At 60.2% G+C, this 17,764-nt stretch carries 18 protein-coding genes; 15 read left to right on the top strand and 3 right to left on the bottom strand.

Annotated elements, in window-relative coordinates:
• Window positions 1–33: 33 nt before the first annotated feature.
• Genes C2L64_RS30115 through C2L64_RS30105 form a run of 3 tightly spaced genes read left to right on the top strand, consistent with a single transcriptional unit; the run spans window position 34 to window position 2,723 of the window.
• The gene (locus tag C2L64_RS30115; RefSeq protein ID WP_007581113.1) at window positions 34–285 is read left to right on the top strand and encodes a ferredoxin; all 252 of its coding nucleotides are present in this window, start codon (window positions 34–36) and stop codon (window positions 283–285) included.
• A complete protein-coding gene (locus tag C2L64_RS30110; RefSeq protein WP_007581112.1) occupies window positions 282–1,529 on the top strand; it encodes an NAD(P)/FAD-dependent oxidoreductase in 1,248 nt (415 codons plus the stop codon). The genes C2L64_RS30115 and C2L64_RS30110 overlap by 4 nt, the downstream gene beginning before the upstream one ends.
• 24 nt (window positions 1,530–1,553) lie before the next feature.
• Window positions 1,554–2,723 (top strand): CaiB/BaiF CoA transferase family protein, encoded by a 1,170-nt coding sequence (locus C2L64_RS30105; protein ID WP_086910578.1) that lies wholly within the window; start codon window positions 1,554–1,556, stop codon window positions 2,721–2,723.
• A 10-nt stretch (window positions 2,724–2,733) separates the two neighbouring features.
• On the opposite strand, the gene C2L64_RS30100 is transcribed toward C2L64_RS30105, so the two are convergent.
• The 3 genes from C2L64_RS30100 to C2L64_RS30090 form a co-directional block, all read right to left on the bottom strand.
• Window positions 2,734–3,693, bottom strand: coding sequence for a LysR substrate-binding domain-containing protein (locus C2L64_RS30100; protein ID WP_007581110.1), 960 nt, complete (start codon window positions 3,691–3,693; stop codon window positions 2,734–2,736).
• A gap of 70 nt (window positions 3,694–3,763) precedes the next feature.
• Window positions 3,764–3,958, bottom strand: coding sequence for a hypothetical protein (locus C2L64_RS30095; protein ID WP_039900372.1), 195 nt, complete (start codon window positions 3,956–3,958; stop codon window positions 3,764–3,766).
• Window positions 3,959–3,977: 19 nt separating this feature from the next.
• On the bottom strand, window positions 3,978–4,775 hold the full coding sequence (locus tag C2L64_RS30090) for an SDR family NAD(P)-dependent oxidoreductase (RefSeq protein WP_007581108.1): 798 nt from the start codon (window positions 4,773–4,775) through the stop codon (window positions 3,978–3,980).
• A 149-nt stretch (window positions 4,776–4,924) separates the two neighbouring features.
• Between C2L64_RS30090 and C2L64_RS30085 the strand changes: the two genes are divergently transcribed.
• From C2L64_RS30085 to C2L64_RS30030, 12 genes are all read left to right on the top strand, one after another.
• Entirely contained in the window at window positions 4,925–5,860 is a 936-nt protein-coding gene (locus C2L64_RS30085; RefSeq protein ID WP_081498815.1) for an AraC family transcriptional regulator, read from the top strand.
• A 179-nt stretch (window positions 5,861–6,039) separates the two neighbouring features.
• On the top strand, window positions 6,040–7,047 hold the full coding sequence (locus C2L64_RS30080) for a ketopantoate reductase family protein (protein ID WP_007581106.1): 1,008 nt from the start codon (window positions 6,040–6,042) through the stop codon (window positions 7,045–7,047).
• Complete coding sequence (locus C2L64_RS30075) at window positions 7,044–8,192, top strand: CaiB/BaiF CoA transferase family protein (RefSeq protein WP_007581105.1); 1,149 nt, start codon at window positions 7,044–7,046, stop codon at window positions 8,190–8,192. Before C2L64_RS30080 ends, C2L64_RS30075 begins: the two co-directional genes overlap by 4 nt.
• A 240-nt stretch (window positions 8,193–8,432) precedes the next feature.
• Window positions 8,433–8,714, top strand: coding sequence for a hotdog family protein (locus tag C2L64_RS55075; RefSeq protein ID WP_238554591.1), 282 nt, complete (start codon window positions 8,433–8,435; stop codon window positions 8,712–8,714).
• A 138-nt stretch (window positions 8,715–8,852) separates the two neighbouring features.
• The gene (locus C2L64_RS30065) at window positions 8,853–10,070 is read left to right on the top strand and encodes a porin (RefSeq protein WP_039900327.1); all 1,218 of its coding nucleotides are present in this window, start codon (window positions 8,853–8,855) and stop codon (window positions 10,068–10,070) included.
• A 36-nt stretch (window positions 10,071–10,106) separates the two neighbouring features.
• Window positions 10,107–11,348 (top strand): cytochrome P450, encoded by a 1,242-nt coding sequence (locus tag C2L64_RS30060; RefSeq protein ID WP_039900326.1) that lies wholly within the window; start codon window positions 10,107–10,109, stop codon window positions 11,346–11,348.
• A 208-nt stretch (window positions 11,349–11,556) separates the two neighbouring features.
• Window positions 11,557–12,315 carry a glucose 1-dehydrogenase gene (locus C2L64_RS30055; RefSeq protein ID WP_007581101.1) on the top strand — a complete coding sequence of 253 codons (759 nt, stop codon included), beginning with the start codon at window positions 11,557–11,559 and terminating at the stop codon, window positions 12,313–12,315.
• A 35-nt stretch (window positions 12,316–12,350) separates the two neighbouring features.
• On the top strand, window positions 12,351–13,592 hold the full coding sequence (locus tag C2L64_RS30050) for a cytochrome P450 (RefSeq protein ID WP_039900324.1): 1,242 nt from the start codon (window positions 12,351–12,353) through the stop codon (window positions 13,590–13,592).
• 21 nt (window positions 13,593–13,613) lie between these two features.
• The gene (locus tag C2L64_RS30045) at window positions 13,614–14,294 is read left to right on the top strand and encodes a DUF4286 family protein (protein WP_007581099.1); all 681 of its coding nucleotides are present in this window, start codon (window positions 13,614–13,616) and stop codon (window positions 14,292–14,294) included.
• A gap of 479 nt (window positions 14,295–14,773) precedes the next feature.
• Window positions 14,774–15,493 (top strand): FadR/GntR family transcriptional regulator, encoded by a 720-nt coding sequence (locus C2L64_RS30040; RefSeq protein ID WP_007581098.1) that lies wholly within the window; start codon window positions 14,774–14,776, stop codon window positions 15,491–15,493.
• Window positions 15,494–15,584: 91 nt separating this feature from the next.
• Complete coding sequence (locus tag C2L64_RS30035; protein ID WP_007581097.1) at window positions 15,585–16,352, top strand: SDR family oxidoreductase; 768 nt, start codon at window positions 15,585–15,587, stop codon at window positions 16,350–16,352.
• Between the two features lie 98 nt (window positions 16,353–16,450).
• Window positions 16,451–17,740, top strand: coding sequence for an MFS transporter (locus C2L64_RS30030; RefSeq protein ID WP_007581096.1), 1,290 nt, complete (start codon window positions 16,451–16,453; stop codon window positions 17,738–17,740).
• The last annotated feature ends 24 nt before the right edge of the window (window positions 17,741–17,764 follow it).

The following is a 17,764-nucleotide window of genomic DNA, read 5'->3' as shown; positions in this document are numbered from 1 at the left end:
CGCGCTCATCGTAGCGAATGAGGAGAGTAAGGCATGTCGAATGGAAACTTCAAACTTCGGGTCGCCGTCGATCAGGACGTCTGCGTCGGCGCGGGATTGTGCGTGCTGTCGACAGCTGAAGTGTTCGACCAGCGCGACGAGGACGGCGTCGTGAAGTTGTTGCAGACGGAGCCAGACGAGGCGCTTTATGAAAAGGTGCTCGGCGCGGCACGTAAATGTCCGTCGAAAGCGATCAAGGTCGAGAAAGTGACGGACGACGCAGCGGCACAGGAGAACGGGCAGTGAACGCGCGGCCCGATTCGATCGTGATCGTCGGTGCGGGGCAGGCCGGGCTACAGGTCGCGGCGTCCCTGCGCGACGAGGGATACGAAGGCACGATCCGGCTGATCGGCGACGAAGCCGGCTTGCCGTATCAACGGCCGCCGCTGTCAAAGCGCTTTTTGACGGGCGATGTCGGCGCGGAAGAGCTTTGCCTCGAAGAGACGCACTGGTTCGACGATACGCGTATCGAGCGGCTCGCGGGTGAGCGCGTCGGGTCGATCGACCGTCGCCGGCGGCGCTTGTCGCTGACGTCGGGGCGTGCGATCTCATACGATCATCTGGTGCTCGCGACGGGCTCTCGCAACCGGTCACTGCCGTTTGTGACGCAACCGACCGACGGCATCGTGTCGCTGCGGTCGGTGATCGATGCGCAGTCGCTGAAAGCGCATCTCGAACAGGCGCGGCGCGTGGTGGTGATCGGCGCGGGCTTTCTCGGACTGGAAGTCGCCAGCATCGCGGCCGCGCGTGGATGCGACGTGCGCGTGGTCGAGTCTGTGGATCGCGTGATGAAACGGGCGATCTCCGCCGAGATGTCGGCGGCGTGTACCGCGCATCACGAAGCGGCGGGCACACGCTTTTACTTCAACGCGCACGTTGAGCGCATTCTGCGCGGCGAGAAGAGCGTCCTCGCGGTCGAACTCTCGGACGGCACCCAACTCGAAGCAGATCTCGTGCTCGTAGCCGCAGGCGTGGTGCCCAACAGTGAACTTGCTTCGGAATGCGGCCTGTCTGTGTTCAACGGAATCATCGTCGACGAGCGCTTGCGCACGTCGGACCCTTCGATATCCGCAATCGGCGATTGCGCGGCCTTCCCGTACGCGTTCGACGGCGGCGACCTGCTGCGTCTCGAATCCGTGCAGAACGCCGTCGATCAGGCGCGGCACGTCGCGCGATCCATTCTGGGGCAGACGGCACCCTACGACCAGACGCCGATCTTCTGGAGCGACCAGGGCGGCGCGCGTCTGCAAATAGCGGGCGTTGCGCGCAGGCTCGACAGCAGTGTCATGCGCGGCGATCCCGCGTCGGGTTCGTTCTCGGTGTTCCGCTTCCGCCATCATCGGCTGACGGGCGTCGAATCCTGCAACCGGCCTTCCGACCACATGGCTGCGCGGCGATTGCTGCAACGGCGCATCAGTCCGTCCCGCGAGCAGGCCGCCGATCCGTCATTCGATCTGAAGCTGTTGCTCACGCTCGAGGAAGCGGTCTGATATTCGTTGCAGGAAAAGATAGCCATGGCCGCATCGTCCATTCTCGAAGGGGTTCGCATTCTCGACATGACGTCGGTGATCTTCGGCCCCTATTGCACCGCTACGCTTGCCGAAATGGGCGCGGACGTCATCAAGATCGAGCCGCTTGCAGGCGACGAGATCAGGCGAGTCGGGCGGCCCGCGAACACACGCGGCATGGGGCCGGCGCACATCACGCTCAATCGCGGCAAACGGTCTGTCGTTTGGGACCTGAAGACGCCGCGCGGAAAAGCGTCGCTGTTGCGTTTGCTGCGCCGTTGCGATGTCTTCATACACAACCTGCGCCGTGACGCGATCGAGCGGCTTGGCCTCGGCTACGAGGCCGCATGTTCTCTGAATCCTCGTCTCGTGTACGTCCATTGCACAGGCTTTGGCGAAGGCGGCCCCTATGCGGGCAAGCCGGCGTATGACGACATCATTCAGGCCGCTTCGGGCGCGGCGAGTCTTCTGCCGCGCACAGACGGTAATCCGAGTCCCCGCTTTCTCCCTATGGCGATGGCCGACAAGGTGGCCGGCCTGCACGCGACGTACGCCGTGCTCGGTGCGTTGTTGCATCGCGAGCGAACGGGGCAGGGACAAACCGTCGAAGTGCCGATGTTCGAGAGCTTCACGCATTTCCTGCTGCAGGAGCATATCTATGGGCGTGCGTTCGTTCCGCCTACTGATCCCGCCGGCTATCCGCGCCAGCTCGATCCGCTGCGCCAGCCGCTGAAGTGCCTCGATGGCTATATCTCTATCGCACCTTATACGGATGAACGATGGGTTCGATTCTTCGAAGTGACGGACCACGCGGATTTTCTGAAGCGGGAGAATCTGTGTTCGGCACGGGAGCGATTTCGCGCGCTGGACCGGATGTCCGCGGAAATGGCACGCATTGTCGCGGACAAACCGCTGAGTTATTGGCTCATGCTTTTTGCGGAGTCGGATATTCCGGCCTCGGAAGTCAAGGATCTCGATGCGGTGTTCGCGGATCCACATTTGACATCGGTGGGTTTCTTCGAGCGCAGGACGCACCCATCGGAAGGCGACTACCTGCAAATGCGTCTACCGGTGCGCTTTCACGGCTCGCCTTCGGCCGAGGTGCGCGCAGCGCCTCACCTCGGCGAACATAGTGAAGAGATCGAAGACTGGTTACGCGAGGGGCACGAGACGTAGCGGTGATGCCTCAGGCAGCCACTGCCTCAACGAGACGCGGCGCCGATGTGTCGATGAAGTACTGCGGATGGCGCGCGATCAGTTGCGCTGCGTTCGCACGCGCGGCCTCGCGCCATGCGCCAAGCAACGGCGGCACGCGGTCCTTGTGCCATGCGAGAGAAAGCGAGACACCCGGCGTCTCGACGGCAAGCGGACGATACGCGACACCGTGCGGCTGCATCAGTTGCATGATTGCGGGCACGACGGCCACGCCCACGCCCGCTGCGACGAGGCACGCGGACGTATGCATGTCGTACGCCTCTTTGGCAACGTTGGGCTTGAGGTTCGCGTCGTCGAAAATGTCGAGAATCTTGTCGCCGTAACCGCGCTCGGTAGCCGTGCCACGCGCGACGGCGATCAGCGGCCACGTGGCGAGATCGTGCAGATCGACGGGGCCGGGCACGTCATACTGGCTGCCCGCGGGCACCGCAACGACGAGAAGCTCGCGATACAGCAGCTCGGTCACGATGTTGTGATCGAAGATGTGTCCTCGCACGAGGCCTACTTCGATCAGACCTTCCTTGAGCCCGGCAATCTGCTGTGAAATGGTCATTTCCTGCAGACTCACATCCGAGTTTGGCGCGAGCGTGTTGAAGAGCCGCAGCGTATTCGGCAGGAAACAGTAGATCGCGGTATAGATCGAACCAACGATCAGATGGGCGCGCGCCCCGCGTCCCGATGCTCGTACGGCGGCAATTGCCGCCGAGGCCGTATTGAGCACGCGTTGCGCATGTTCGACGAGAATTTCGCCTGCGGGCGTCAGCAATACCTTGCGCTTTTCGCGTGTGAAAAGCGGCGTGCCCAGTTCATCTTCCAGTGCGATGATTTGCGCGCTCAATGCTGGCTGGGCGATGTTCACGCGCTCCGAGGCGCGCGTGAAGTTCAGCTCGGCCGCGACGGCGAGGAAGTATTGAAGTTGGCGCATGTTCATGTCAGCGTTCCTTCTCTGATGTTCGCATACTGCTGGTTGTATCGATCCGGCAGATGCAGTTCGATGCTCGTCAGGTGATCCGTCCTGTACTGCACGGAGCGTACGATTCGGATTCACGGAGGTACTCGGCGACGAGTTCGGCGTCGATACCCTGGCGAATCGGGTCGGTCATATAGAGCGCGAGGCAGAGTGCGTTCATCCAGCGGCGCGTGAGCGATTTGCCGCGCGTCTTGGGGCGTCCTTTATGTCCGCTGGAGGTTCGCATCGCCTTGCCGCTCACGCACTCAGTGAACACCGCGCCACGCGAGCGTCCCGGCGTCGACGCTGAACGTGCTGCCCGTCGAGAACGACGCTTCGTCGGAAGCGAGAAAGCACACCAGTTTCGCCACTTCCTCGGGATGCCCCAGGCGCTTGAGGAGATGCGTGCCCCACAGACGCGAGCGGGCTTTCTCGCGATCAGGCGCATGCTCGACGCTGCGGCTGAGCATCGGTGTGTCGATTGCGCCCGGCGCGTATGCGTTGCAACGGATGCCTGCGTCGGCAAGATCGAGCGCTATCGCTTTCGTCAGCATGACCACACCACCCTTGCTGGCCGCATAGGCTGGCAAGCCGGGATAAGCGACAGTACTCGCCACCGATGCACCGTTCACGATAGCGGGGCTTCTTGTGGACCGCCGCAGCCACGGTGCGGCGAACTTGCTCGCCAGCCACATTGCCTTGAGATTGACGTTCATGACCGTGTCCCAGACTGCTTCGGGCAGGTCTTCGATCGTGGGCGCGCGACCCGTCAGGCCGTCGTCGGTCACCCCCGCGTTGTTGACCAGCACGTCGATCCCACCCGCGAGGCGCGCGGTCTCGTTGATCATGTGGCGGATCGCTTCCGTGTTCGAGAGGTCGGTGCGGATGAAGCGGCTTTTCGCGCCCGCCTGTTCGACCTCATAGGCAGCCGTCGCGCCGCGATCTTCCTGCACGTCAGCCAGCGTGACCCACGCCGCGCCCTGGCGCGCGGCTTCGAGCGCGATCGCGCGGCCCATGCCTTGTGCTGCGCCTGTGACGATGACGACTCTGTCCTTGAGTTTCATTGCTTTGTCTCCGTGTTGTTTTTCCCGCGGGGGGATCGCCGGCTTGATTTGCGCTGCGCGTGCGCGCCGGTCGGTGAGAAACACGTTAATGCACAGCGATGAGTTAATCTATAAGAGGCCGTCTCTTAAACTTTATCGATCGTCTCAACATGGACATCCTGACCGATATCATCCGACTAATGCGACCTCAGGCGATCAGTTGGAGAACGGTCGAGGCGCAAGGGCGCTGGGGGTTGAGCGTGCCGTGCCGCGACTTACCCGTGTACTTTCTCGTCGTCACGGGGCAATGCTGGTACGTGCCGCGTCATGGCCAGCCGCTGTATCTGCATCAGGGGGATTACCTGTTGATACGGGCAACGGCCCGCTACTGTCTCGTCAGTGACCTCGAAGCGACGAAGACGCTGCACGCGAAGGAAGAGCGCGTCGCCAGCGATGAATACGTGCGATGGGACGAAGGCCTCGGCGGCGATACGGTGCGCCTGGTTGGCGGGTACTTCGAGATTGGCCCTGAACACACGGCGCTCTTCTCGGGCATGTTGCCGGACTTTCTGCATATCCGTTCCTCAGACGAAGAGGCAGGCAGGCTTTCGCGGTTGATCGCACTAATCGGCGAAGAGTCCAGTTGCAACCTGTCGGGGCGGGACCTCGTGATGAGCCGCCTCGTCGAAATCATGCTGGTCGAGGTGTGGCGCCGGCCGCTGAACAAGATCGACGTGCGCGAGGCCGGCTGGTTCAGCGGCATGGCTGATCCGCACATCCACCTGGCGTTGCAGAAGATCCACGCGGACGTGGCGCGTCACTGGACCGTCGATCTGCTTGCGAAAGAGGTCAGCATGTCGCGCGCTGTATTTGCGCGGCGCTTTGCCGAGCGTGTCGGCGTTGCGCCTGCCACGTATTTGTCGAACTGGCGCATTGCGCTTGCCAAAGATGCGTTGCTCAACAGCGAACGCTCGATCACCGATATCGCGCTGTCCATCGGCTACTACTCGGACAGCGCGTTCAGCACCGCTTTCAGCCGCACCGTCGGCGTTGCTCCCGCCGCGTTCCGCCGTGCCAGAAAAAGCGAGCAGGCTGCGCGCCAATAGCCTGCGGGCGTGCGGCAGATCACATCCCGATCTATACGCCGATCTGCTTGAATCATCGTTTTTTAGTATTTCCCCTCCTGCCCGGGTGGCCCGTATCTTTTGCTCATCGTATGCGTCTGACTTCACATCTGCGTGAAGTGGTGCAAGGCGCAGTTCATAGGTTTGCGAGAGAGCGAATTATGCTGAAGGTTTGCATTTTTGGAGGCGGAGCAATCGGCGGCTATCTCGCGGCTCATCTCGCGCGTGCCGGGCAATGCGAGTTGAGCGTCGTTGCGCGCGGCAAGACGCTGGACGCTATCCGGACAAACGGTCTCCGCGTTACAACGGCAAGCGATGAATTCTCAGTGTCGATTCACGCGACGTCGGATACGCGCGAACTGGGTCCACAGGACTATGTGTTCCTCACGCTCAAGGCGCATCAGGTCGACAATGCGCTCGAACAGATCGCACCGCTGATCGGCCCGAACACCACAATCCTCCCGCCGACAACGGGCATTCCTTACTACTTTTTCCACGCATTGCCGGGACGCTTTAACGGCACGCAACTGCCCGCGTTGGACCGCGACGGAAGTCAGTGGCGTGCCGTGCCGCCCGCGCAAGTGCTGGGCTGTGTCTACTGGATCGGCGCGCATGCCAGTGCGCCAGGTGTGATCGTGCAGGACGGCGCGAAGGCGGGCTGCCCGATCGGCGAACTCGACGGCAGCGACTCCGAACGCGTACGCGTATTGAGCGAATTGCTGTGCGCGAGTGGAATCGCCGCGAAAGTGAATGAAAACATCCGTTCGGCAATCTGGGTCAAGTTCGTCAACAGTCTCTGCTTTAACCCGGTCGCACTCTTGACACAAGCAACGCTCGGCGAGATGGCAGAAGCCGGCGGCGCATTGCCTCTCATCAAATCAATGATGTCGGAAGCCGATACGGTCGCCGCGCAGCTCGGGCTGCGGATCGGACCCACGCCAGACAAGCGAATTGCGATGACGCTCAGCGCGCCGCATCACAAGATGTCCATGTTGCAAGACCTCGAAGCGGGCCGCGCGCTGGAACTCGAACCGTTGATCCGTTCGATTGGCGCGGTGCGCGATCTTGCAGGCGTTGCCACGCCCACTCTCGACATGGTGCTCGCGATGGCGAACCTACGGGCCGTTACTGCGACGAACGCAATTCAGACACAGGAGCAACACGCATGACAACCGTTTCCACAATGACCCCGTCGAACGCCAACGACGCGTTCGAACGACCGCTTGCCGGTGTAAAGGTGATCGAAGCATGCAGCTACATTTCGGGGCCGTTTTGTGCGCAAATGCTCTCCGACCTCGGCGCAGACGTCATCAAGGTCGAACCGCCGACGGGCGATCCATACCGCAACTTCGGGCATAGCTGGGACGGCGTCGGCACGGTCTGGACCAACTCGAATCGCGGCAAGCGCAGCGTCACGCTCGACCTCAAGTCCGCTGACGATCTGGCTAGATTCAAGGTGCTGTTGCGTGACGCCGACGTCTACGTCGAGAACTGGCGTCCCCATGTGTCGGCATCGCTGGGTTTGAGCTTCGAGGCGGTGAGCGCGCTGAATCCACGGATCGTCCAGCTTTCGATCACGGGATATGGACCCGATGGAGAACTTGCCACGGAGCCTGCATTTGACGCGTTGATTCAAGGCCGCACGGGCCTGCTCAGCTATGAAGCTGCGGGCGGCACGCCGCGCGCGACGAATACGTTTCTTGCTGACAAGGTCGCTGCGATCTTTGCCGCGCAGATGGCGCTCTCGGGACTGATCGCGCGGGATCGCGCAAACCAGGCGATTCATCTCGAAACGTCGATGCTGGATATCCTGTCCTACTACAACTTCCCGGACATGTTCCATAACCGCACCTTCATCGGTGACGATTCTGACGTGACGCTGGCGCCGCAACCCGTGCTGAAGACGAGCGACGGGTACCTCGTCGTGTCTCCCGTTTCCGGCAAACAGTTGAGTCGCACACTTGAAGCCGTCGGGCACCCCGAATGGAAAGAAGAGCTGAAAAAGCTCACTGACAAGCGCGAAATGACGCACGCGTTCTTCGAACGGATTGCGGCGCCGATCAAAGGGAAGACGACGGCGGAATGGCTCGCGCGCTTTCGTGAACTCGACGTACCGGCGGGACCCGTGAATGAGCCCGCTGCTCATCTGGAAGACGCACAGGTGCGCCACAACGAACTGTTCTCGCAGCTTGAAACGCCGACAGGCGTCGTGCGGGCAATCCGCTACCCTGCGCGTTTCAACGGGCATCTGCTGAAGCCGCGCCGAGCTGCCCCTGTGCTCGGCGAAGGCAACACCGAACTCTTCGAGTCATAACGCACTGACGCGCGATGGCGCGACCCGAACACGGAGATCCACGTGCCAATAATGCTAAGCGGAATCGAGGGCATCCGCGCCTGCGTTGGCTTCAATCTCGGTCACAGCGACTGGGTGGAGGTCGATCAAGCGATGCTTGCCTGTTTCGAATCGCTATCCGTCGACTGTTTGCGGATGCAGACGGCGGGATCGCGTGAGCGACAGGTGCCATGTGCCGTCCTGCTCGCCTTGGTGATTCCGATGCTGCAGGAGATCTACGTGATTGAAGACACGCTGGACTTCACGCTTTGTGGTGTCGAGCAGTTGCACTTTCTCCTGCCTGTGCCGGCGAACACGGGTCTACGCCTCGGCGCGGCAGTGAAGGCAGTTCGACCCGTAGATGATCACTGGCAACTGACACTGGCTTGTGTGATGGAGTGCGATGCCTTGGCCAAACCGGTTTTGCGCGCCGATGTGCTGTACCAGTTCCGTACGCGCTCAAGGACGCCCATGCCGCAGCTTTCATTGTGCAGGAGCGAATGAAGTAGTTGTCGTACGTTGGGCGGCGCGACTCATGTGCCCGGATAAAACTGGGTGTCGCCTAAATTCTGGGTTCGCTCTAGTGCCGCATAAGTAGTAGTACAAATCATATTATAAATCATACGAAACTAGGAGACGGAGATGAGGTATTGGAGACGGGCGTCAGTCGCTGCTGTTTTGTTGGTGTCGTTAAAGGCTTCAGCTCAGAGCAACGTGCTGATTTACGGCGTGATCGACTACGGCCTGAATTTCGTCAACGATGCGCAAACGGCCGCGCCAGGCGGACGGACGGGCAGCCATCAGTACGCAATGAGCAGCAGCATCATGCAGGGTAATCGACTGGGCTTCCGCGGCACCGAAGATCTCGGTGGCGGCTATCAGGCTATCTTCCTGCTGGAAAATGGCTTCGATATCGGCACAGGTGCGCTTGGGCAAGGAGGTAACCTGTTTGGGCGCCAGGCGTACGTCGGGCTTTCGTCTCCTTATGGCACAATCACCCTTGGTCGCCAGTATGACTCTGGGGTCGATTTCATCGGGCCGATTACGGGGGCGGTCGGCAACGGAACCTACGCCTTGCACGGTAACGACATCAACAATTTTGGCAATTCGTACCGGGTCAACAACGCCGTCAAGTTCACCAGCAACACGTATGGGGGATTCAAGTTTGGCGGGCTGTATAGCTTTGGTGGTGTAGCGGGTTCGTTCGGCACGAATAGCGTCTATTCCGCTGGCGCTTCGTATGCAAACGGCCCATTTACGGCGGCTGTTGCCTATTTGCGTGCCCGGGATCCGAATCGCTCGTTCTTCGGGAACAATCCGAACAGCTCGACCACGGCCAATAACCTTGGCTCGATCAACGGCGTTCAGACTAACCCTGTGTATGGCGCATTCGCTTCCGCGGCTTACTACCAGGTCATGGGTGCCGCTTTCCAGTACGCGATTCAGAGCCTGGTGCTGGGCGCCGACTATTCGCACATCACCTTTGGTGATCTGAATTCGCCTTCGTCCGGCAATCTTGCGCTCACCAACCCGCGCGGCTATACGGGCACTGCAACATTCAACAGCTACAACGTTTTTGCCCGCTATGCGGTCTCGCCTTTCCTGTGGCTGAACGGTTCCTACGACTATCTCGTCGGCGGTGCAATCGACGGCAAGGACAGTGCCAAATATCACATGTTCAATGCATCGGTCGATTACTTCTTTTCCAAACGGACAGACGTGTACTTCATGGCGAACTACCAGATTGCTTCCGGTACGGATTCGACGGGTCAGCCGGCTGTGGCGTCCTATCTGACGATTACCCCGTCCAATACGGCACATCAGGTCGTATTGCGTATCGGCATGCGGCATCGCTTCTAGGAAAGACAGACCCGAACGCCTTATTGCGAGGAAAAAATGAATATGTCTGAGACAACCCTCAAATGCCCGTTTGCCACGGAGAGCTTTCCCTGGCCACGAGATAGCGCCGCACCGCTTATTCCTCCGCCTCAGTATGCGAGGCTTCGCGAAAAGGCAACCGTTGTTCAGGTCGAGCTGTGGGACGGAAGCCTTGCCTGGCTCGTCACCGACATGGAGCATTTCAGGGAAGTCATGACCAGTCCGCACTTCAGTGCGTCGCCGCTGACGCCCGGGTTCCCGTTTATTTCGCCGTCGCGTGCCGCGCAGTCGAAGTCGTACCAGACCTTTATCACCATGGACCCGCCCGAGCACGGCCAGTATCGCCGCACGCTGACGAAGGAGTTCATGGCCAAACGCATGCAGGAACTCAGGCCGCTGGTTCAGCAGTCGCTCGATCGTCTCCTCGACGAAATGGAAAGCAAGGGTGCGCCCGCCGATTTCATATCGGGGGTCGCGCTGCCGCTTCCGTCTCTCGTCATCTCAATCATGCTCGGCGTGCCCTACGAGGACCACGACAAGCTCCAGAAGTGGAGCGGCGACCGGATGGACCTGTCGATTGCGCCAGAAGCGCTGACGCAGTCGGCGAAAAGCATGAGTCAGTACATCGACGCGCTGCTGCTCGAAAAAGAACGCAATCCGGGCGACGGCAGTGATCTGTTGAGCCGGATGGCGATCGAATGGATCAATCCGGGGAAGGTGTCGCACGCCGATGCTGTTCAGATGGCGACCTTGCTTTATCTGGCGGGGCACGAGACGACCGCAAATCAGATTGGCCTGGGTTTGTTGAGTTTGTTCCAGCATCCCGAACAACGCGATGCGCTGATGGCAGACGGCTCACTCGTCAAGGGTGCCGTCGAGGAGATGCTGCGATTTCACTCGATCACGCACATGAACTCGAATCGGGTCGCGACAGAAGACGTCATGATCGGCGGACAACTGATCCGCAAAGGCGAGGGCGTGCTTGCGCTCCTGCACGGTGCGAATCACGATCCCGCCGCATTCCCGGAACCGGAGCGCTTCGATATCCGTCGCGATACGAAAGACCAGTCGCACGTCGCGTTTTCGTTCGGCATCCACCAGTGTCTCGGACAGCCGCTTGCGCGTCTTGAACTCCAGGTGGTGTTCGAGATGATCTTTAAACGTTTCCCGAACCTCCGGTTGGCCGTACCTGCGGACACGCTCCACTACAAGGACAAATCGTTCGTTTATGGGCTGAAGGCGTTGCCCGTCAGTTGGTAAGCGTCGGGAATCGCAAATGTGCGAGGTGATGATGAACAGGAAATCTTTCGTGACTGGTTTCTACGCAACCCTCGACGCGCTGCTTGCGCTGTTCGCGAACCTCGCAATGACGGCATAGCGGAACGTGAGCGGTGCCGCCGCAGGGTCGCAAGGATATGAACATGCGCAGGCATTGAGCCGTGCGTGTGAGACAGAGGAGATATAAAACATGGATCGACGACCAGGCTCGAAGGTGGCGCTGGTGACGGGTGGCGCGTCCGGCATCGGCCGTGCAACGGCCATCGCCTTCGCCCGTATCGGAATGGCAGTCGCAGTCGCGGACGCCGATACGGCGGGCGGCGAGGAGACGGCCGGATACATCGAGGCGCATTGTGATGCGAGAGCGGCGTTCATCAAGGTCGATGTAAGTGACGGGGAATCCGTCAAGGCCATGGTGCAATCCACTGTCGAGCGATTCGGTGCACTGGATATGGCATTCAACAACGCGGGCGTGCCGGATCGTGCGGCAAGCCTGCATGTGTCGACGCAAGAAAACTGGGACCGCGTGATGTCCGTCAATCTGGAGGGCGTATGGCACTGCATGAAGGCCCAACTCGATCACATGCTTGTCGCCGGGAAGGGCGCGATCGTCAATAACGCTTCACGCTCGGGCCTCGTGGGTGTTCCATCGGATGGTGTGTATGGAGCAGCAAAACACGGCGTCGTAGGACTGACGAAGGCGGCGGCCATTGAATTTGCAGCTAAGGGTATCCGCGTCAATGCCGTGTGTCCGGGACTCGTAGAAACGGCGCTCACGCATGCGAGATTCGGTGACGAGCTGCTCACACGCGCCAGGCTCGCCAATCCGCTCGGACGGATGGCGCAACCCGAAGAAATTGCAGCGGCCGTCGTGTGGCTGTGCTCCGATGCGGCTTCTTTCGTGGTCGGCGTGGCACTACCCGTCGATGGTGGTGCGACTGCGCGCTAACGCGATTCAATGGTTCAGCAAGAAGGTGACTGCGAATGACTGACGATACTTCTCAACAGCGTTGTCCGCTCGAAAGCGACACATTTCCCTGGCCTCGTGCAGCGGAGTGTCCGCTGCATCCGCCGCCTCGCTATGCGAGCGTTCGCGAAAGCGAACCCATCAGGCGCGTAAAGACGTGGGACGGCAGTAGCGTATGGGTGGTCACGAGAATGAAGGACTTCAGGGAAGTGCTGACCAGTCCGCATTTCAGCGCTTCGCCGGAAACGCACGGTTATCCGTCCGTTTCGCCGGCGCGGGCAGCACAGTCCCGCTCTTATCAGACGTTCATTACGATGGATCCGCCGGAGCACGGTCAGTATCGCCGGACGCTCACGAAAGAATTCATGATGAAGCGCATCGACGAGTTGCGTCCATTCGTACAGAGCACACTCGATGCATTGCTTGATCAGATGATCGCGAAGGGTGCGCCCTCGGATTTCATCCAGGATGTGGCATTGCCGCTCCCCTCGGTTGTCATCTCGATCATGCTCGGCGTACCTTATGAAGATCACGCGCGCCTGCAGATGCTGAGCAGCAACCGGATGAACCTCGACATCAGCCCGGAACTGCTGACGCAGTCAGCGCAGGAAATGGAACAGTACATCGACCGGCTTCTGCGCGAAAAGGAGCAGCATCCTGGCGAAGGCAACGATCTCTTGTGCCGTCTCGCTGTCGAATGGATCAACACAGGCAAGCTCTCGCATGCTGACGCCGTACAAATGGGTGCTTTGCTGTACCTCGCCGGACATGAGACTACGGCCAATCAGATTGGACTCGGGCTGCTGAGCCTGCTGCAGGATTCGCAGCAAACGGCCGCGCTAATTGCGGAACCGTCGCTTGTTCGCGGTGCGGTAGAGGAAATGTTGCGCTTTCACTCGATCACGCACATGAATTCTGCGCGGGTGGCGACCGCCGACGTGATGATCGGGGGGCAACTTATCCGCAAGGGCGAGGGTGTATTTGCGCCGGTGCAGGCGGCGAACCACGACCCGGAAGCGTTTCCCGAACCCGACCGGTTCGATATCCGTCGTGATACGAGAAGCGCGTCGCATGTGGCATTTTCTTTTGGTGTGCACCAATGTTTAGGTCAACCGCTAGCACGCCTGGAACTGCAGGTGGTGTTCGAAACGCTATTCAAGCGGCTTCCGTCGTTGCGTCTCGCAGTACCCTTCGACGAACTGGAATTCAAACGTAACGGCAATGTGTTTGGTCTCATTGCACTGCCCGTCGAGTGGTAGCTTTCTTATTGGATCGACAACATGAATCTGTCTGAACATGCCATTTTGTGCGCGACGCTCGACATAAGCGACGGCGATGACGCGAACTTCGTTGAATGGCATACACGCGAGCATCTGGTTGAGAGGCTCGCAATTTCCGGATTTCTGCGCGGACGACGCTTTGTTCAAGAGGCTGCGAGTCCGCGCTATCTGATTCTGTACGATGTCGAAAGTCTGGCCGTTCTCTCGCAGCCAGACTACGTCGAACGACTCAACCATCCTACGCCATGGACCCGCGCAACCCTCGCGACGTTTCAGAATGGCAGACGTTCGGCGTATCGGCTCATAGCGCAGCAGGGCGGTGCGGAAGGCGCGTTCTTGATGGTAATCCGTGTCGCGCCGGATGAACCCGATCGGGTACAACGCGAGATCGAGCGCGCGGTTCGCGGCGAGTGGAGTGCGCGACCCGGCATTGCGACTGTGGCTTTCGCCATACCCGACCGGCTTGCTTCCACGCTAGATACGGAAGAGAGTCGCCGGAGTGGCAATTGCTTCGCCGAGGAATGGGTTGTACTGGTTGAGGGGATATCGGAACAGAGTTTGCTCGATTTCGCGCGCAACGAACTGACCTCGGAGCTTTGCGAGCGATGGGCAATGGTGAAGGGAGATGGGCGGGAAATCTACCGGCTTCAGGTGCGCATTGGGCGGAGCGTGAGAGACTGAAGGAGGACCGATAGTTCAGTCTATCGGAAAAGACCAGAGACAGTAGGCCCCGTCGTTCCCCACATCATAACGGAGCGTCTTACTGCAACAGATCCGTTCGCCCGATATCCCTCGATCATCGCAGTAATTGTCGTTACGACGGATACATATTCGCTAGCAAGCCTGACGCGATAAAGCGCAATCGTGCTAACAACAATAATCAGGATTGAAACCGACATCGGGCGCGCCCGGAGGATCGCTGCTGCTCGCTTTCGACGAGCACGCGCGGCATACACATAGAAGCCCGCTCAGCGGCACCGCTCTTCTATATCGATCGGTCGTTTGACCCGTGGACCCGCGCCCCAACGAGCCGATAGTTAATCGCCGCGCGCAACAGAGCTGTCAATCCCATTGCTCAGATACAGGGAGATCCCTGGTTGAACTCGGTTCGTCGCTTGCCTAATATCTCTACATCATACGTATGATCTAGAGGCGAAAACATGGAAACGCTCCATCGGCAGGTCCTGAACCAGATGGGCGAACAGATCTGTTCAGGCAAGTTCGCGCCAGGCGACATTCTTCCGGCTGAGCCCGTGCTCGCCGAGCAGATGCAGGTCAGTCGCATCACGATTCGCGAGACGATGAAATCGCTGTCGGCGAAAGGCATGCTCCAGGTGCGCCGCCGTTACGGCACGATCGTGCTGCCGCGTTCGCAATGGCAACTGTTCGACCCGGACGTGATCACGTGGCGCGCGAGGGCGGGAACGGTTGACGCGGGCCTGATCCAGGATCTGATGGAGCTGCGCCTCATCATCGAACCGAATGCAGCCAAACTCGCCGCCCGACGCGCGACCGATGAAGACCGCGTTGCCGTGCGTCGCGCTTTCAAGGCGATGGAACGCGCTGTCGCCGGCCATGGCGAATACGTTCCCGCCGATCTCGCGTTTCACGGCGCAATCCTGACCGCCTGCCACAACCAGTTTGTCCAGCAGATGCAAAACGCGCTGTCGGCGATTCTGCGTACGAGTTTTGAGCTCAGCTCCGAAATCGCCGGCGGTCCGGCGCGTTCGCTGCCGATGCACGAGGCTCTTTGCGTGGCGATCGAAAAGGGCGATGAAGCGGCCGCGGAGGCTGCCGTACTGACGCTGATCGAGCGTGCGGAGAAGGACTTCGAAGACCGCGACAAGCTCAGGCAAACCGCAAACGACACACCCGTCTGACGCTTCCTGCTTCCACTATCGTCGCGGCGGGAGGCCGGTCGCGAGGGGCGTTTTCGCGCCTGGTTTTTGAATTCCGCACAAGGAGCCACGCATGACACAGTTATTCGACTTGAGCGGGCGCACGGCGCTCGTCACCGGTTCCGCGCGCGGCATCGGCTTTGCGCTGGCCGAAGGGCTCGCAACCGCAGGCGCGAGCGTGATGTTGAACGGTACACGCGCCGATACGGTCGCCGACGCGGTCAGCCGGCTGGATGCGAAGGGCTTCCGCGCGCAAGGCCGAGCCTTCGACGTGACCGATGAACAGGCCGTCGCCGATGCGTTCGCCCAATGGGACAAAGACGGCGTGAAGATCGACATCGTCATCAACAATGCCGGCATCCAGTTTCGCAAGCCGCTCGTCGACCTAGAACTGTCGGACTGGCAGCGCGTGATCGACACGAACCTGACCAGTGCCTTCATCGTATCGAAGCAGGCGGCGAAGCGGATGATCGCGCGCGGCACGGGCGGCAAGATCGTCAATATCGGTTCACTGACGAGCGAAGCGGCCCGTGCGACAGTCGGCGCGTACACCGCGGCGAAAGGCGGCATCAAGATGCTGACCCGCGCGATGAGCGCCGAATGGGCCGCGTCAAACATCCAGGCGAACGCGATCGGTCCCGGCTACATCCTGACCGATATGAACCAGGCGCTCGTCGATAACGCCGCCTTCGATGCATGGGTCAAGAACAGCAACCCGTCGCAACGCTGGGGCAAACCGGAGGAACTCGTCGGCACGGCCGTGTTTCTGTCGTCGCCCGCATCGAGCTATGTCAACGGCCAGATCATCTATGTCGATGGAGGCTGGCTGGCCGTGCTTTGAATGCAACTCATGCAGGGATCTACGACAACTAAAAGAACGGCACGATCCCGCTCATCACGCAGTGTGTGCCGTCTTTCGCGGTACCGATCGGAGACATCATGGAAAGCGTCAAACCCGTAGCAACTCAAAGGTGGTGGTATCTGATGCCCATCATCTTCATCACTTACAGCCTCGCCTATCTGGATCGCGCTAACTACGGTTTTGCAGCAGCTGCCGGCATTGACAAGGATCTCGGTATCACGCATGGGACGTCGTCGCTGATCGGGTCGCTGTTCTTTCTCGGCTACTGTCTGTTTCAGGTGCCCGGTGCAATCTACGCGCAGCGCAACAGCGTCAAGAAACTGATTTTTTTCAGCCTGATCCTGTGGGGGCTCTGCGCAGCAGCGACGGGCATGGTGAGCAACATTCCGATGCTGATGGTGCTGCGCTTTGTGCTCGGCATCGTGGAGGCTGCCGTGATGCCGTCGATGCTGATGTACATCAGCCGATGGTTCACGCGAACAGAACGGTCGCGCGCCAACACGTTCCTGATTCTCGGCAACCCGGTGACGGTGCTGTGGATGTCGGTGGTGTCCGGCTATCTGGTGCACAGCTTCGGCTGGCGCGAGATGTTCGTGATTGAAGGCGTACCTGCGCTGGCATGGGCCGTGGTGTGGTGGTTCACGGTCAAGGACAAACCGGCCGATGCGCCCTGGATGAGCGACGCAGAAAAGACCGAATTGCAGGCGCGCCTGAAAGCCGAGCAGGCCGATATCGCGCCGGTGCGCGACTACAAGACCGCGTTCCGCTCGTCGATCGTACTGAAATGCTGTGCAATTCACGCGCTGTGGAGCATCGGCGTGTATGGCTTCATCATGTGGCTGCCGTCGATTCTCAAGACGGCTTCGACAATCGATATCGTGTCGGTCGGCTGGCTTGCCGCCGTGCCGTATCTCGCTGCAATCGTCCTGATGCTGCTCGCATCATGGCTGTCCGACAAGACCCGCAACCGCAAGCTGTTCGTCTGGCCGCTGCTGCTGATCGGGACGATTGCATTCGTGGCTTCGTACATGATCGGCAGCTCGCACTTCTGGATGTCGTTTGCGTTGCTCGTCGTGGCAGGTGCAACGATGTATGCGCCGTACGGACCGTTCTTTGCCCTCGTTCCCGAACTCATCCCGAGCAACGTGCTGGGCGGCGCGATCGGACTCATCAACGCATGCGGCGCATTGGGAGCGTTTCTCGGCTCGTGGATCGTCGGCTATCTGAACGGCGCAACGGGTAGCCCGGCGGCCTCGTACATATTCATGGCGGGTGCGCTGCTCTGCTCCGTGATTGTGATGATCACCGTGCCTGCGCCCGCCGGTCAGCGCTCGAAGCAGGAAGGGCGGCTCGCAGTGAGCCGCTGATAAAGCGCCACGCCACGACACAAC

Source organism: Paraburkholderia hospita, from assembly GCF_002902965.1.
GTDB classification, from domain to species: domain Bacteria; phylum Pseudomonadota; class Gammaproteobacteria; order Burkholderiales; family Burkholderiaceae; genus Paraburkholderia; species Paraburkholderia hospita.
Note: the sequence above shows the minus strand (reverse complement) of the source record. Positions and strands in the feature narration are given on the sequence as shown.